Origin of the sequence: Microbacterium sp. NPDC060132 (genome assembly GCF_042729675.1) — a bacterium.
GTDB classification, from domain to species: Bacteria; Actinomycetota; Actinomycetes; order Actinomycetales; family Microbacteriaceae; genus Microbacterium; species Microbacterium sufflavum.
This window is the reverse complement of the sequence record NZ_JBHWXU010000001.1, coordinates 67,394-82,095: the sequence shown is the minus strand read 5'-3', so window position 1 is coordinate 82,095 and position 14,702 is coordinate 67,394. Positions and strand designations below refer to the sequence as shown.

Sequence of the window (14,702 nt, the reverse complement as noted above, 5' to 3'; positions counted from 1 at the left end):
GGAGCTGCGCCATCGGGCGTGGCGCGGCACCGACGCCTAGGTGCGCCGTGCCAGGAGTGCCGACGCCGTGAGCGCCACCCCGCGATCCTCATCCCGTGCGAATCCGCCCAGGGCCTCGTCCGCGCTCAGGCCACGAACCCCCGCCAGTGCGGCGGCGAGCCGGCGACGCGCGACGACCGAGGCGCCGTCGGCGGCACGCTGCACGTGCTCGGCCACGGTCCGCGCGGCTGCGGGGTCCTCCGCGAGTCGTTCGAGCACCTCCGCGGCGGCGACGTCGTCGACCCCGGCTGCCACGTCCGCCACCAGCCGGGGAATCACAGCCGTGTCCCCGTCGCGGCCCCGCGCTCGGGCGGCCGCGGCCGCGATCTCCCGGTCGGGGTGCTCGATCGGCGCGCCGAGGGCGGCCCGCGCCCGTGGTGTGTCGAGCTTCTCCAGCGCGCGCATCGCGCGGTGACGACGCGCGGCCTCGGCGTCGTGCAGTCCTCGCTCCAGCGTCGGCACGGCGTCGTCCCCGGCCCGCGCGACCGCCCACAGCAGGGCCCCGGCGGTGTTGAGGTCATCCTCCCGTAGCAGCGCCGCGACGAGGACGGCCGTGGACGCGTGGTCGGCGTCCGCGGTGAGGGCGAGCGTCTGCCGCGCGGACGCGTCCGGCGCCTCCAGGCCCCGCAGGAGCTCCACCATGCGCAGGGCGTCGGACCAGTCCCGCGGCTCGCCCGACCGCACCTGTTCGAGGCGCTCCGCCAGCTCGGTGAGCACCGCGAGCCGCGCGCGCGTGCGATGCAGGAGCCGCTCGATCGTGTCGGACGGCGCGCGGGCGTCGTCCGCGAGAGCCGCGGGGATGTCCGCGAGCGGGAGGCCGAGCGAGCGCAGGTTCTCGATGTGGAACAGCCGGCGAAGATCCGCGTCCGAGTAGTCCCGGTACCCGCCCGCGGTGCGTTCGCTGGGCGACAGCAGGCCGATGCGGTCGTAGTGCCGCAGCATGCGCGCGCTGATGCCCGAGCGCGCCGCGACCTCGCCGATCAGCACGCCTCAGCCCTCCGCGGGAGCGGGAGACGCCTGCAGCGCCACGATCCGCTGCGCCTCTCGGATCGCCGCGCCGAAGTCGTCGTCGGGGTCGTCGATCAGCCGCGCGGTCGCCAGGGCATGCGCGCGCACGGCGGGGTCGGCATCGTGTGCGGCGGCGGCGGCCACGGCGGCCCCCGCGTCGTCGAGCATCGCGATGGCGCGACTGAGGCTGCGCTGCAGCTCCCGGTCGCCGCGCCCGAGCTGGGTCGCCAGCTCCCGCGCGAGCGCCGGCCGCTCCTCGTCCGGCACGAGCCCCGCCGCGGCGCGCCACGCCGCGCGTGCGACCTCGGGGTCGTCGTCGCGCAGCAGCTCGGGCGACACCGCGAGCCAGGCACGACGGTCGCCGATCTTCGACAGCGTGTGCAGGGCCTGGCTCCTGGCCTGCGCCACGGGTGACCGCAGCTCCGGCAGGAGACGGTCCACGGTCGGCTCGGCGTCGTGTCGGGTGAGTGCCCACGTGAGCATGTCGCGCACGAAGAAGTCGGGCTCCACCGCGCTCTGCTCGACGAGCACGTCGATGTAGCAGGGGTTCGGCATGGTGCCGGCCGTGAGAGCGGCCTGCAGGCGCGCCGAGGACGCGGTCGCCTGCAGGGCAGCGCGCAGTCGCGACGCCGGGTCGAGGGGATGCTGTTCGGTCATGGTTGCCTCCGCCGTCCATTCCACACCTTGTCACGATGACAGGGTCAAGCGCTGCCCGGTCGACGGCGCCCGCACGGCGTACCCTCGAGGCATGAGCAGAGCACTCCTCATCGTCGACGTCCAGAACGACTTCACGGAGGGTGGGGCGCTCGCGGTGGAGGGGGGAGACGCGGTCGCCGAGGCCGTCTCCGCCTTTCTCGCCGTGCACGCGGCCGACTACGACGTGATCCTCGCCTCCCGCGACTGGCACGATGCGGACGGCGACAACGGCGGACACTTCTCCGGCTCGCCCGACTTCGTCGACACGTGGCCGGCCCATTGCGTCGCGGGCACGGCGGGCGCGGACTACGACCCGCTGCTCGACACGACCGCGGTCACCCACCACGTCCGCAAGGGGCAGGGTGTGCCCGCGTATTCGCTGTTCGAGGGCATCACCGACGACGGCGACACCGCCGGGGCCGTGCTCTCGGCCGCCGGAGTCGTGTCGGCCGATGTCGTCGGCATCGCGACGGACCACTGCGTGCGCGCCTCCGCGCTGGATGCCATCGCGCACGGCGTGCGGGTCCGCGTCCTCACCGACCTGATCGCCGGGGTGGCCGCGCCCTCGAGCGAGGCTGCGCTGGCCGAGCTCGTGCACGCCGGCGCGGTGCTGGCCGAGAGCGGCGACGCGTGAGTCGCAGCGTCCTGCTGCTGCGCGCGGTCAACGTGAGCGGGCGCAACAGCGTGCCGATGGCGCGACTGCGCGAGGTGCTGGAGGAGCGGACGGAGCTCGCCGCCGTGTCGACCTACATCGCCAGCGGCAACATCCTCTGCGCGACGCCCGACGACCCCGAGGCGGCCCGCGCGACGGTGCGCCGCCTGATCGCGGAGGAGTTCGGCGTCGACACGCCCGTCATCCACCGCACGCACGCGGAGCTCGTGGCGACGGAGGCCGCGCAGCCGTTCCCCGACGGCGAGGCGAGGTACGTGCACGCGATGTTCCTGGAGGGGCCGCCCGCGCCGGGTGCGGTCGCGGCGCTCGAGCAGCGACTCGTGCCAGGGGAGCGGATCGCGCTGGTGGGTCAGGACCTGTGGATCGATTACGCCGAGGGCGGCGTGCACTCCACGAAGCTCACCACGAGCGTGCTCAACCGTGCCCTGGGGGTGGCCGGAACCGCCCGCAACCTGCGCACCACGCAGAAGCTCATCGACCTCACGGCCTGAGCGGGGCGGGGCGCGGGGGCCTCATCGCTGGTCGGCGTCGGCGGCGTCGGAGCCGTCGGGAGCTGCGGCGAGGGGGCGGCTCAGCGCGCGCGGCGGGAGGTGCGGATGCGCGGCGACGTCGACCCGGCGCGTGCCGCAGTCGAGGCAGCGCACGTAGAGCACGACGCCCTCGCTGGTGGGGTGCCGCGACTCCACGAGCCAGGCGTGCTCGTGGCGGTCGACGGGCGGGAGGAGAGGGACGGGAAGGGTGTCGGCGGCGGTCATGGGACCAGCGTGATGTAATGGTCTTATGCATCTCAACCCTTACGGCGAGTATGCCGTGCTGCTGGCCGCGTCGCTGGCCAACGACTGGCCGGCCGACCGGCAGGGCATCGAGGAGCGCACGCTCGCCCTCGGGATGACGCAGACCTTCCCGCCCGCCGACGGCGACCACGCCGCGGTGCGGGCGGTGATCGACGACTGGCTCGCCATCGTCGATGCGCCCGACCCCGACGAGCGCGCCGCCCTGCTCAACGCGCAGCTCGCCGCCGCCGGCGCCTATCCGCGACTCGTCGACCACGATGACGAGGGGTGGCACCTGCACTACCGCGACGACGTGCGGTCCCTGCCGTTCGTGCTGCGCGCGACCATCAACCTCGGCACCGCGCTGCACCTGGTCACGCGCGGCATGAACCGGCTCGGACGCTGCGAGGCCGCACCTTGCCGCAACGTGGTCGCCGATGTGACGCGCAACGGCCGCCAGCGGTTCTGCTCCGTGAGGTGCGCGAACCGGGCGGCCGTGCGGCGCCATCGGGCGCGCGTCGGGTGAGGGTCAGGCGGTCTGTCCCGCGTGCTTGCCCTCGCCGATCTCCTCGACCAGCTTCGCGTTGAAGGCGGGGAGGTCGTCGGGGGTGCGGCTGGAGACCAGGCCCTCGTCGACCACGACCTCCTCGTCTACCCAGCTCGCGCCCGCGTTGCGCAGGTCGGTCTTCAGGCTGGGGTAGCTCGTGAGGGTGCGGCCGTCGACCACGCCCGCCTCGATCAGGATCCAGGCGCCGTGGCAGATCACCCCGACCGGCTTGTGCTGCTCGAAGAAGGAGCGGGCGAGTGCGATGGACGCCTCGTCCATGCGCAGGTGGTCGGCGTTCACCACGCCGCCCGGGAGGACGAGCGCGTCGAACTGGTCGGCGGAGGCATCGGCCGCGGTCAGGTCGACCGCCTGCTCGTGTCCGTTCTTGCCCGTGATGGCGGCGCCGTCGGGGGCGATCATGGTCGCACTCGCGCCCTCCGCGGTCACGGCCTCCCACGGGCTGGTCAGCTCGCTGTCCTCGAAGCCGTCGGTCGCCAGGAACGCCACGCGGTTTCCGCTGAGAGTCATCGTCTGTCCTTTCGCTGGGGGAGTCGCCCGGATCCGGGCGCACCATCACCCTCTCTCGTCGGCCAGAAGCGCGGACAGGGGGTGGCCAGGAGGCCGCGCGGATGATACGAGGGCGGGCTCACGCGAGGTCGCGCTGGAGGGGGATGAGCAGGCGATGGCGACCACCCCGGTGCACGCCGCATCGACCCGGCCACGGTCGTGACGCCGCACGCACCCGCAGGGTGGCGACGGAGGAATGACGGTGGGCCCCGTGGGGCTCGAACCCACGACCCGCGGATTAAAAGTCCGATGCTCTGCCAACTGAGCTAGAGGCCCGTGCTCCCAGTCTAGGGCGCACGACGAAGGGCCGTCGGCGCACAATTCGCCGACGGCCCCTTCACCTTCCCTGACTCCTCCCGATCAGAGAAGGCCGTGTGCCGGTCGGGTCGCCCGGCACCTCCCCGCGCTTACTGCGCCGGGGGCATCAGGACCGAGTCGATCAGGTACACGGTCGCGTTCGCGGTCTGCACGCCGCCGCAGATGACGTTGGCGTCGTTGACCATCCACTGGTCACCGCTGCCGGTCACCTCGAGGTCGGCGCCCTGCACGGTCGTGTGCATGCCGGCGATGTCGGCCGGCTCGATCTGGCCGGGCACCACGTGGTAGGTGAGGATCGACGTCAGCGTCGCGCTGTCGGTCTTCAGGGCCTCGATCGTGGCGGGGTCGATCTTCGCGAACGCGTCGTCGACCGGCGCGAACACGGTGAACTCGTCACCGTTGAGCGTGTCGACCAGGTTCACGTCGGGGTTGAGCTGGCCGCTCACCGCGGCCACCAGCGTGGTCAGCATCGGGTTGTTCGACGCGGCGACCGCGACCGGGTCCTGCGACATGCCCTGGATGGAACCGGCGCCGTCCGGGACCTCTTCGGCGTAGGCCGCGCAGCCCGGGCCCACGAGGTTCGCGGCGGGGTCCATCTCCATCGGCGTCGACTCCGACGTCTCGGGGGCCTTCGGCTCCGACGACTCCTCCGTCGTGCTGCCGCTGCCCATGGAACACGCGGAGAGCAGGAATGCGCTCGCCAGACCCAGGGTGACTGCTGCGGTGACCTTCTTCTTGGTGCTGAACATGTCGAGCTCCTTCGAAACTCCGGCCACGGCCTCTCCGTGGCGTTGACCGGTGTTCGGAACCGTCTCGGGATCGGATGGGACGAATTCGGAAAAAGTTCGCGAATCCTCCCTCGCGGGGTCCGATCCAATCCATTGGGCGGCCCGGAGCGAACAGAGCCTGACAGAAGCGAGGACCTCATGGACCTGATCATCATCGGCCTGCTCGGCGGGCTCATCACCGGCATCTCGCCGTGCATCCTGCCCGTGCTCCCGGTGATCTTCCTCACCGGCGGCGCGCAGTCGGCGGCCTACGACGGAGAGGCGGTGCCCGCCCGGCGAAGCCGCCCTTACTTCGTGATCGCGGGCCTCGTGCTCAGCTTCACGCTGGTGACGCTCGTGGGTTCGCTGATCCTGGGTCTGCTGAACCTGCCGCAGGACATCATCCGCTGGGTGGGCATCGCGGTGCTGGTCGTGATCGGCGTCGGCCTGATCGTGCCGCGGTTCCAGCACCTCCTGGAGCGGCCGTTCCAGCGCTTCGGGCAGCGCGAGGTGAAGAACCGGGGCAACGGCTTCGGTGTCGGACTGGCCCTCGGCGCGGTGTTCGTGCCGTGCGCCGGACCGGTCCTCGCGGCGATCATCGTGGCGGGCTCGACCGGCCAGATCGGCGTGGGCACGGTGCTCCTCACGGTGTCGTTCGCGATCGGCGTGGCCGTCCCGCTGCTGGTGTTCGCGCTCGCGGGTCGCAGCGTGGTGGAGCGCATCCGCGCCTTCCGGTCGAAGGAGCGCGCACTGCGCATCGCCGCCGGCATCGCGATGATCGCACTCGCCGTGGGGCTCGTGTTCAACGTGCCGCAGGCGCTGCAGCGGCTCCTTCCCGACTACACGGCTCCGCTGCAGGAGCAGATCGCCGACTCCGAGCAGGTGCAGGACGCGCTGGACCTCGGTGGCCTGGTCAACGGCGAGAACAAGGACCTCGACCAGTGCACGAACGGTGCGACCGAGCTCGAGTCGTGCGGCACTGCCCCGTCGATCAAGGGCATCCAGCAGTGGCTGAACACGCCCGACGGCGAGGCGATCGACCTGAAGGATCTGCGGGGGCAGGTCGTGCTGATCGACTTCTGGGCGTACTCGTGCATCAACTGCCAGCGGTCGATCCCGCACGTGGTGGCCTGGGACGAGGCGTACCGCGACGCCGGACTGCAGGTCATCGGGATCCACTCGCCGGAGTATGCGTTCGAGAAGGATCCGGGCAACGTCGCCGCGGGCGTGCGCGACTTCGGCATCGCGTATCCCGTCGCGCTCGACAACACCCTGTCGACCTGGACGAACTACCGCAACCGTTACTGGCCGGCGCACTACCTGATTGACGCGGACGGCACCGTGCGCCACATCTCCTTCGGCGAGGGCAACTACGCGGCGACCGAGTCGATGATCCGGGAGCTGCTGCAGGACGCGGATCCGGACGTGCAGCTGCCGCCGGCGACGGACGTGAAGGACGAGACGCCGGAGCTCGGCTCGACGACACGGGAGACCTTCCTCGGCTCGTCGAAGGACGTGAACTACGGCGGCGGGGACGAGTACCGCCGCGGTGAGGGCAGCTTCTCGTTCCCGAAGGACCAGCCCGACGACAGCTTCGCGCTGGACGGCGACTGGACGGTCGAGACGCAGTACGTGACCCCGGCGAGCGACGACGGACGCATCCGCCTGGAGTATCGCGCGGGCGAGGTGCGGATGGTCGTGGCGGGCTCGGGTGAGGTCGTGGTGCGCGATCAGGACGGTGAGGAGCAGACCATCGCGATCGACGGGACGCCGCGCTCGTACGGCCTGGTCGAGCAGGGCGACATCGCGAAGGGAACGCTCACGCTCGAGGTCCCGGCCGGTGTCGAGGTCTATTCCTTCACATTCGGGTGACGTCTGCACGGGAACGGGGAGGAGATACGGCATGCTTATGGAGATGGTCATCGACGGGATGGACGTCCCGGAGGACGGGGCAGCGCCGCAGGATGCCGTCGCCGACCTCCTCGTCCGCGTCGCGTCCGGTGATCAGGCTGCCTTCGCCGAGCTGTACGACTCCCTGTCCCCGCGGGTCTTCGGCCTCATCCTCCGCGTGCTGGTCAACCGCGCGCAGAGCGAGGAGGTGCTCCAGGAGGTGTTCCTGGAGATCTGGCAATCCGCTTCGCGGTTCGCTCCGAACAGAGGACAGGGACGAACCTGGGTGATGACCATCGCCCATCGACGGGCCGTCGACCGGGTGCGGGCATCGCAGTCGAGCGCCGACCGCGATGTGCGAGCCGGCTTCAAAGACCTCGGTGTCGCGCACGACAGTGTCGCGGAGCGGGTGGAGCTGGGCATCGAGGGAGAGCGGGTCGTCGCGGCGCTGTCAGGGCTTCCTGACGCGCAGCGGGAGGCGCTCGTCCTGGCCTACTACGGCGGTTACAGTCAGAACGAGATTTCGGCGCTCGTGGGGGCGCCGCTGGGGACGATCAAGACACGGATGAGAGACGGGCTGACCCGTCTCCGCACGGCGATGGGGGTGACGGCATGAACGAGAAGGACTTCGCGGAACTCGCGGCGGGTGCCGCGCTCCACGCGCTGTCCGCCGACGACGAGAACCGGTACCGCCGGGCACTCGTGGAGCATCCGGAGTGGGCGGCCGTGGCAGACGTCGACGCGGACAGCGTCGCGCTGCTGGGTGAGGGCGTGACGCCGATCGCCCCGCCGCCCGGCGTTCGTGCGGCTCTGCTCGCCCAGATCGCCCAGACGCCGCAGGGCGACACCGACCCACACGACACCGACGCGCACGACACCGACGCGCACGACACCGCGGGGAGCACCCCCGGGGTCGCGTCCGCCGGTGGCCCCGAGGAGCCCGCCGTCCGCAGGCCGCGCCGCTGGACCCGCCTGGCCTTCGCGCTCGCCGCGTGCCTGGCGCTGCTGGTCGGCGTCGGCATCGGAGCGGTGGCGCTCAACGCACAGCTCACCCGTCCCGCCAGCGTCGTGGCGCTGCAGGAGATCGAGGCCGCGGGCGATGCGCAGCAGGCCACGGTCGAGCTCGACGGCGGGGCCACGGCCACCGCCCACTGGTCGGGCTCGGTCGGCAAGGCCGTGCTCGTGACGGACGGTCTGCCCGAGACCGACGCCGGCAAGACGTACGAGCTGTGGTTCGTGCGCGGCGAGGAGCCGATCGCGGCCGGTGTGTTCGACCCGGAGGACGGTGCGGCGACCGCGCTGCTCGAGGGCGAGATGCGGGCGGGTGACGCGATCGCGGTGACCGTGGAGCAGGAGGGCGGCTCGCCGTCCGGGCAGCCCACCACGGATCCGGTCATCGTCATCCCCACGGCCTGAGTCGCGGCGGCGGGCGTACCCTGGAGGGATGCCCGAGCAGCACCACCGGCCCGTGCGCCGCCCCTCCCACGCGTTCGACAACATCGTGGGGTCGAGCGACCCCGCGGAGGAGAGCAGGGTCGCGCACGCCACGGCCTCCGCGCTGCTGACGCGCGTGCGCGAGGACGAGACCGGCGCAAGCGTGGAACGGCTGATCGCGTTCACGCGCGAGCACGGCATCGACGAGATCGCGGAGCTGTGGTCCACCGCGCCGTCGCGCACGCTGCCGGGGTCGCTGTGGCGCCTGTACGTGCTGCAGCTCGCGATCCACGGCGACCCGCGCACCGCCGCGCTCCTGTACGACCGGGGGCGCGTCGAGCTGCCCTCCGCCGACGCCGTGGTGGCGGGTGCCCCGGTGCCGGCGAGCCCGGACGAGCTAGTCGCGCTGATCGACACGATCCTGCGCGGCGCCTTCCGGGGCGACTTCGCGGTGGCGCTCGACCGGGCGGCGGCGTTCTGCCGCGTGCAGGCCTCGGGCGCGACGCACACCGCGGACGACTACGAGGTGACGGAGCCGGAGCGCGCGAGCGAGCTGACCACGCGGGCGCTGCGGTTGAGCACGTACGCGCAGGACCTCTCGGCCTCGGCGGCGCTGTGGCGGATGGGCGCGCTGGCCTGACAGCGCCGCGGCCGGCGCCCGGACAGAGAAAGACCGGGCCGCAAGAACGCCTCTCGGCGGAAGGCCGCTCGCAGCGGCGAAAATTGGAGCCCGGGGTTATGCGGCCCGGCCACTCCAGTGTAACGCGAGCGCGCGACAGGTATTCCCGGCGTTCTAGGCTCGTGGCATGACCCGACGCTTCGCCCTCATGCTCGACCCCGTCGCCGCCGACGAGCAGCGCGACGACTACACCGGCACGTTCACGCAGGTCGACGCCACGGCTCCGGCCCTGAGCGTCGGCGAGTTGAGCACCCAGCGGGGGGACGGCGTGTTCGAGTCGATCGGCGTGGTCGACGGTCATGCGCAGGAGGTCGTGCCGCACCTGGAGCGACTGGCACACTCCGCGCGACTGTGCGACCTCCCCGAGCCGAACCTCGAGCAGTGGCGGCAGGCGGTGCAGCGGGCCGCGGCGCAGCTCGGCGCGGGGGAGTCGGTCATCAAGCTGATCCTCAGCCGCGGCGTGGAGCACGGACCCACACCCACCGCCTGGGTCACGGCCGCTCCCGCCGCGGACTTCTCCGCTGTGCGCCGCGACGGCGTGAAGGTGGTCACGCTCGACCGCGGGTACGACCTCGGTGCCGCCGAGCGGGCGCCGTGGCTGCTGCTGGGCGCCAAGACCCTGTCGTACGCGGTGAACATGGCGGCGCTGCGCGAGGCCAAGCGGCGCGGGGCCGACGACGCGGTGTTCCTCTCGAGCGACGGCTTCGTGCTGGAGGCGCCGACGGCCTCGCTCCTCCTGCGCTTCGGCGACCGGTTCACGACCCCGGCGCCGAACGGCGGGATCCTGCACGGCACCACACAGCTCAGCGTGTACGACCACCTGAGCGCGCGCGGGTTCGAGGTCGGCTACGACCGCATCCCCGCGGGCGACCTCACCCGGGCCGATGCGGCGTGGCTGGTGTCGAGCGTGCGTCTCGCGGCGGCCATCACCGCGGTCGACGGTGTGCCGCTGCCGGTGGATGCCGCGCTCACGGACGAGCTCAACGCGTACCTGCTCTCGCCGCGCGACTGAGGCCGCAGACGCGGAAGGGCCCGGGTGCCGTCGCACCCGGGCCCTTGTCGTACCGGCGGTTCAGCCGAAGCGGCCGGAGACGTAGTCCTCCGTCGCCTGCACCGACGGCGTGGTGAAGATCGACGTCGTGTCGTCGTACTCGATGAGCTTGCCGGGCTTTCCGGTGCCGGCGATGTTGAAGAACGCCGTCTTGTCCGAGACACGGCTCGCCTGCTGCATGTTGTGGGTCACGATCACGATCGTGAACTCGTTCTTGAGTTCGCCGATCAGCTCCTCGATCGCGTACGTCGAGATGGGGTCGAGCGCCGAGCACGGCTCGTCCATCAGCAGCACCTCGGGCGACACCGCGATCGCGCGGGCGATGCACAGACGCTGCTGCTGACCGCCGGAGAGGCCGGAGCCGGGGCGGTCGAGCCGGTCCTTGACCTCGTTCCAGAGGTTCGCGCCGGTGAGCGACTTCTCGACCAGGTCGTCCTGGTCGCTCTTGGACATGCGGCTGTTGTTGAGCTTGACGCCCGCGAGCACGTTCTCCTTGATCGACATCGTGGGGAACGGGTTGGGGCGCTGGAACACCATGCCCACCTGGCGGCGCACGAGCACCGGGTCGACGCCGGCGCCGTACAGGTCCTTGCCGTCGAGCAGCACCTCCCCCTCGACGCGGGCGCCGGGGATGACCTCGTGCATGCGGTTGAGTGTGCGCAGGAAGGTGGACTTGCCACAGCCGGAGGGGCCGATGAACGCCGTCACGCTGCGCGGCTGGATGTCGAGGGAGACGCCTTCGACGGCGAGGAAGTTGCCGTAGTAGACGTTGAGGTCGTTGACTTCGATGCTCTTGGACACGAGGTTTCCTGTTCTGAGGTTCGGGCTCAGCGGCCGGAGAGTTTCGGGGCGAACCACTTCGCGATCAGACGCGCGAGGAGGTTCAGCACCATGACGATGAGGATGAGGGTGAGGGCGGCGGCCCAGGCGCGCGCGACCGCGGCGTCGGGGTTGGTGCCCTGGTTCATGTACTGGTTGTAGGCGAACACCGGCAGGGTCATCATCTGACCGTCGAAGATGTTCGTGTTGAGGCTCTGCGTGAAGCCGGCGGTCAGCAGCAGCGGGGCGGTCTCACCGATCACGCGGGAGATCGCGAGCATGACCGAGGTCATGATGCCGGCGATGGAGGTGGGCAGCACGACCTTGAGGATCGTCAGCCACTTCGGCACGCCCAGCGCGTAGGAGGCCTCGCGCAGTTCGTTCGGGACGATGCGCAGCAGTTCCTCGCTGCCGCGGACGACGACCGGGGTCATCAGCACGGCGAGGGCGAGCGCACCCATGAAGCCCATCGAGATGCCCGGTCGCAGCAGCAGCGCGAACACGGCGTAGATGAACAGACCGGCGACGATCGACGGGATGCCCGTCATCACGTCGACGAAGAACGTGATGGCCTTCGCGATCTTCCCGCGCCCGTACTCGACCAGGTAGATCGAGGTCATGAGCCCGATCGGGACCGAGATGATCGTGGCCGTCAGGGTGATCAGCACGGTGCCCCAGATGGCGTGCACGATGCCGCCGCCGTCGCCGACCACGTTGCGCATGGAGTAGCTGAAGAACTCGGCGTCGAAGCGTTCGATGCCGTTCGCCACCACGGTCCACAGCAGCGACACGAGCGGCAGCAGCGCGATCAGGAAGGCGGTGGCGACGACGGCCGTCATGAGCCGGTCCACGGCCTTGCGGCGGCTCTCGGCGATCGACGAGATCACCGTGATGATCACCATGTAGAGCAGGATGCCGACGATCACGGTGCCCGCGATGTTGAAGTCGGCGAGCGGCGTGTCCGACCCCGCCGCGGCGACGCCGAACACGGCCGCGGAGACCGCGAACGAGACGCCGAGCAGGGCCCACGGCGCCCACTTCGGGAGGCGGCCGGAGGTGAGGGAGGCGCTCGGCGCGGGGGGAGCGCTGGTGAGGACGGTCATGTCAGTTCGCTCCAGAGAACTCGGCGCGGCGGGCGACGATCCAGCGCGCCACGGCGTTGACCGCGAAGGTCACGACGAAGAGGATGAGGCCGGTCGCGATGAGCGTGTTGACGCCCGTGCCGTGCGCCTCGGGGAAGGCGAGGGCGATGTTCGCGGGGATCGGCGTGGGGTTCGTGGCGGTGAGCACCAGGAAGCTCACGACCGCCGAGGGGGAGAGCACCATGGTCACGGCCATGGTCTCGCCCAGGGCCCGCCCGAGCGCGAGCATCGCGGCGGAGACCATGCCGCCGCGGGCGAAGGGGAGCACGGCCATGCGCACCATCTCCCAGCGGGTGGCGCCGAGGGCCAGGGCGGCCTCCTCGTGCAGCTTCGGCGTCTGCAGGAAGACCTCGCGGCAGATGGCGGTCATGATCGGGATGCACATCACGGCGAGGACGAGGGCCGCGGTGAGGATGGTCTTGCCCGTGGCGGAGACCTGACCGCCGAAGAAGGGCACCCAGGAGGCGTTGTCGTTCAGCCAGACGTAGATCGGCTGGAGCAGCGGGGCGAGCACGAGTCCGCCCCACAGGCCGAAGACCACGGACGGCACGGCCGCGAGCAGGTCGATGATGTAGCCGAGTACGGCCGCGAGTCGGCGGTGCGCGTAGTGCGAGATGAACAGCGCGATGCCGATGGCGATGGGGGCCGCGATGATCAGGGCGATGAACGAGGCCCACAGCGTGCCGAAGACGAGCGGCCAGACATAGGCCCAGAAGGATTCGCCGCGCAGGATGTGGTTGTCGGTGGTGTCGAGCTGGAAGGCCGGGAGGCTCTGGATGATGAGGAACGCGGCGACGAGGGCGAGCACGACGAGGATGATGATCCCCGCTCCGAGTGCGGTGCCGGAGAACACCCGGTCGCCGAGTCGCTGCTTGGCCTTGATCGGTGCGGGCGGCGCCGGGGTCGGTGCCGGTGCCGTGGTGGGCTCCTGCGCGGTCGTGCTCATGATCTCCCTGTTTCGGGCCGGGTGGAGATGGATCGGGTGCTGACCCGGCGGAGCCCCCGCGTCCGTGTCGGGACGCGGGGGCACCGTGTCAGCGGATCGGCGGGATCAGCCGACCTGGATCAGGTCGATCGCGGCCTGGACCTGCTCGCGCAGGCCGTCCGAGATCGGGGCGCTGCCGGCGTTCTCCGCGGCGGCGTCCTGGCCCTCGGCGCTCGCGATGTACGTGAAGTAGGCCTTCACGAGCTCCGCGACGTTGCTGTCCTCGTACTGCTCGCAGCCGATGAGGTAGCTGACCAGGGCGATCGGGTAGGCGCCGTCCGCGGCGGAGGCCGGGTCGACGTCGAAGACGAGGTCGCCCTCGCCGCGGCCCTCGGCGAGCGGCGAGGCCTCGACGAGCTTCGCCGCGGCCTCGGCCGAGTAGGGCACGAACTCCTCGCCGACGCCCACGGCGACCTGGCCGAGGCCGTCCGCCTGCGAGGCGTCGAGGAAGCCGATGGCGCCGTTGCCGGCGGTGATGGCCTGCTTCACGCCCGAGGTGCCCTGAGCGGCCTCGCCGCCCTGGATCGGCCACTCGTCCGAGACCTCGTAGGTCCACACGTCGGGAGCGGTCGCGCTGAGGTACTTCGCGAAGGTCTCCTGCGTGCCGGACGGGTCGGAGCGGTGCACGGGCGAGATCGCCAGGTCGGGCAGCTCGACGCCCTCGTTGAGAGCGGCGATCGCGGCGTCGTTCCAGTTGGTGATGGTGCCGGCGAAGATGCCCGCGATGGTCGCGGCGTCGAGGTTCAGGGTGTCGATGCCCTCGAGGTTGAACGCGACCGCGACGGGCGAGATGTAGAGCGGGACCTCGACGATGTCGTCGGTCGTGCAGGCGCCGAAGCCGCCGGCGGCGATCTCCTCGTCGTTGAACGCGCGGTCGGAGCCGATGAAGTTGCTGCCACCCTCGAGGAAGTTCTCGCGGCCCGTGCCGGAGCCGGTGGGCTCGTAGTTGACGGTCACGTCGGGGTTGGCGGTCTGGAACGCGGCGACCCAGGCCTCCTGGGCGGCGGTCTGGGAGGACGCGCCGGTCGCGTCGATCGTGCCGGAGAGCGTGGACTCGCTGGGCTCGTCGGTGGAGCCGCCGGTGCCGCCTTCGTTCGCGGCACAGCCGGCGAGTGCGAGAGCGGCGACGGCGCCGATGGCGCCGATTCGTGCGATTCGGGAGATCTTCACTGTGGATCCTTCGATCGTGGAGGGTTGGGGCCCGGTGCAGGGCACACAGTGACGCTAGGGGCGACGGTTAACGAGACTCTCCCTCGCAGGTGAACGGCAGGTGAACGACCGGAGACGCTCTGGGGGCGATCCCAGGCGCCGTGC

Annotated in this window: 17 protein-coding genes and 1 tRNA gene; 8 read left to right on the top strand and 10 right to left on the bottom strand. The window is 71.2% G+C overall.

All coding sequences use genetic code 11. The annotated features are described in order from the left end of the window. Nucleotides 1-36: 36 nt before the first annotated feature. Both ACFWCH_RS00450 and ACFWCH_RS00445 read right to left on the bottom strand, forming a co-directional pair. Complete coding sequence (locus tag ACFWCH_RS00450; RefSeq protein WP_136032183.1) at nucleotides 37-1,026, bottom strand: MerR family DNA-binding transcriptional regulator; 990 nt, start codon at nucleotides 1,024-1,026, stop codon at nucleotides 37-39. 3 nt (nucleotides 1,027-1,029) lie between these two features. Next, the gene (locus tag ACFWCH_RS00445) at nucleotides 1,030-1,704 is read right to left on the bottom strand and encodes a HEAT repeat domain-containing protein (RefSeq protein ID WP_378802663.1); all 675 of its coding nucleotides are present in this window, start codon (nucleotides 1,702-1,704) and stop codon (nucleotides 1,030-1,032) included. A 91-nt stretch (nucleotides 1,705-1,795) separates the two neighbouring features. Between ACFWCH_RS00445 and ACFWCH_RS00440 the strand changes: the two genes are divergently transcribed. Beyond that, entirely contained in the window at nucleotides 1,796-2,377 is a 582-nt protein-coding gene (locus ACFWCH_RS00440; protein ID WP_136044500.1) for an isochorismatase family protein, read from the top strand. Further along, nucleotides 2,374-2,907, top strand: a complete 534-nt coding sequence (locus ACFWCH_RS00435; protein WP_136031447.1) for a DUF1697 domain-containing protein — start codon at nucleotides 2,374-2,376, stop codon at nucleotides 2,905-2,907. Before ACFWCH_RS00440 ends, ACFWCH_RS00435 begins: the two co-directional genes overlap by 4 nt. A gap of 21 nt (nucleotides 2,908-2,928) precedes the next feature. Here the strand turns inward: ACFWCH_RS00435 and ACFWCH_RS00430 are convergent, their stop codons facing one another. Beyond that, nucleotides 2,929-3,171 carry a hypothetical protein gene (locus ACFWCH_RS00430; RefSeq protein ID WP_378802662.1) on the bottom strand — a complete coding sequence of 81 codons (243 nt, stop codon included), beginning with the start codon at nucleotides 3,169-3,171 and terminating at the stop codon, nucleotides 2,929-2,931. A gap of 25 nt (nucleotides 3,172-3,196) precedes the next feature. Between ACFWCH_RS00430 and ACFWCH_RS00425 the strand changes: the two genes are divergently transcribed. Then, on the top strand, nucleotides 3,197-3,715 hold the full coding sequence (locus ACFWCH_RS00425; RefSeq protein WP_136036245.1) for a CGNR zinc finger domain-containing protein: 519 nt from the start codon (nucleotides 3,197-3,199) through the stop codon (nucleotides 3,713-3,715). 3 nt (nucleotides 3,716-3,718) lie between these two features. Here the strand turns inward: ACFWCH_RS00425 and ACFWCH_RS00420 are convergent, their stop codons facing one another. The 3 genes from ACFWCH_RS00420 to ACFWCH_RS00410 all read right to left on the bottom strand — a co-directional run bounded on the left by ACFWCH_RS00420 (nucleotide 3,719) and on the right by ACFWCH_RS00410 (nucleotide 5,370). Beyond that, on the bottom strand, nucleotides 3,719-4,264 hold the full coding sequence (locus ACFWCH_RS00420) for a type 1 glutamine amidotransferase domain-containing protein (protein ID WP_136031454.1): 546 nt from the start codon (nucleotides 4,262-4,264) through the stop codon (nucleotides 3,719-3,721). A gap of 242 nt (nucleotides 4,265-4,506) precedes the next feature. Then, nucleotides 4,507-4,579, bottom strand: a tRNA-Lys gene (locus ACFWCH_RS00415). Between the two features lie 131 nt (nucleotides 4,580-4,710). After that, nucleotides 4,711-5,370, bottom strand: coding sequence for a fasciclin domain-containing protein (locus ACFWCH_RS00410; protein WP_136031456.1), 660 nt, complete (start codon nucleotides 5,368-5,370; stop codon nucleotides 4,711-4,713). A 177-nt stretch (nucleotides 5,371-5,547) separates the two neighbouring features. Here ACFWCH_RS00410 and ACFWCH_RS00405 point away from each other — a divergent pair, with 177 nt between their 5' ends. The 5 genes from ACFWCH_RS00405 (at nucleotide 5,548) to ACFWCH_RS00385 (ending at nucleotide 10,403) form a co-directional block, all read left to right on the top strand. Continuing rightward, the gene (locus tag ACFWCH_RS00405; protein WP_378802661.1) at nucleotides 5,548-7,260 is read left to right on the top strand and encodes a cytochrome c biogenesis protein DipZ; all 1,713 of its coding nucleotides are present in this window, start codon (nucleotides 5,548-5,550) and stop codon (nucleotides 7,258-7,260) included. Between the two features lie 31 nt (nucleotides 7,261-7,291). Continuing rightward, on the top strand, nucleotides 7,292-7,894 hold the full coding sequence (gene sigK, locus ACFWCH_RS00400) for an ECF RNA polymerase sigma factor SigK (protein ID WP_247982028.1): 603 nt from the start codon (nucleotides 7,292-7,294) through the stop codon (nucleotides 7,892-7,894). After that, the gene (locus tag ACFWCH_RS00395; RefSeq protein ID WP_378802659.1) at nucleotides 7,891-8,694 is read left to right on the top strand and encodes an anti-sigma factor domain-containing protein; all 804 of its coding nucleotides are present in this window, start codon (nucleotides 7,891-7,893) and stop codon (nucleotides 8,692-8,694) included. Before sigK ends, ACFWCH_RS00395 begins: the two co-directional genes overlap by 4 nt. Nucleotides 8,695-8,722: 28 nt before the next feature. Next, entirely contained in the window at nucleotides 8,723-9,352 is a 630-nt protein-coding gene (locus ACFWCH_RS00390; protein WP_136031462.1) for a DNA-directed RNA polymerase subunit beta, read from the top strand. Nucleotides 9,353-9,518: 166 nt separating this feature from the next. Beyond that, nucleotides 9,519-10,403, top strand: a complete 885-nt coding sequence (locus tag ACFWCH_RS00385; RefSeq protein ID WP_136035811.1) for an aminodeoxychorismate lyase — start codon at nucleotides 9,519-9,521, stop codon at nucleotides 10,401-10,403. A gap of 60 nt (nucleotides 10,404-10,463) precedes the next feature. Here the strand turns inward: ACFWCH_RS00385 and pstB are convergent, their stop codons facing one another. The 4 genes from pstB to ACFWCH_RS00365 all read right to left on the bottom strand — a co-directional run bounded on the left by pstB (nucleotide 10,464) and on the right by ACFWCH_RS00365 (nucleotide 14,558). Beyond that, on the bottom strand, nucleotides 10,464-11,243 hold the full coding sequence (gene pstB / locus ACFWCH_RS00380) for a phosphate ABC transporter ATP-binding protein PstB (RefSeq protein ID WP_136031466.1): 780 nt from the start codon (nucleotides 11,241-11,243) through the stop codon (nucleotides 10,464-10,466). 26 nt (nucleotides 11,244-11,269) lie between these two features. Then, nucleotides 11,270-12,364, bottom strand: a complete 1,095-nt coding sequence (gene pstA / locus ACFWCH_RS00375; RefSeq protein WP_378802658.1) for a phosphate ABC transporter permease PstA — start codon at nucleotides 12,362-12,364, stop codon at nucleotides 11,270-11,272. 1 nt (nucleotide 12,365) lies between these two features. After that, nucleotides 12,366-13,349, bottom strand: a complete 984-nt coding sequence (gene pstC / locus ACFWCH_RS00370) for a phosphate ABC transporter permease subunit PstC (RefSeq protein WP_136031470.1) — start codon at nucleotides 13,347-13,349, stop codon at nucleotides 12,366-12,368. 105 nt (nucleotides 13,350-13,454) lie between these two features. Further along, on the bottom strand, nucleotides 13,455-14,558 hold the full coding sequence (locus ACFWCH_RS00365) for a phosphate ABC transporter substrate-binding protein PstS (RefSeq protein ID WP_136031472.1): 1,104 nt from the start codon (nucleotides 14,556-14,558) through the stop codon (nucleotides 13,455-13,457). Nucleotides 14,559-14,702: the final 144 nt, after the last annotated feature.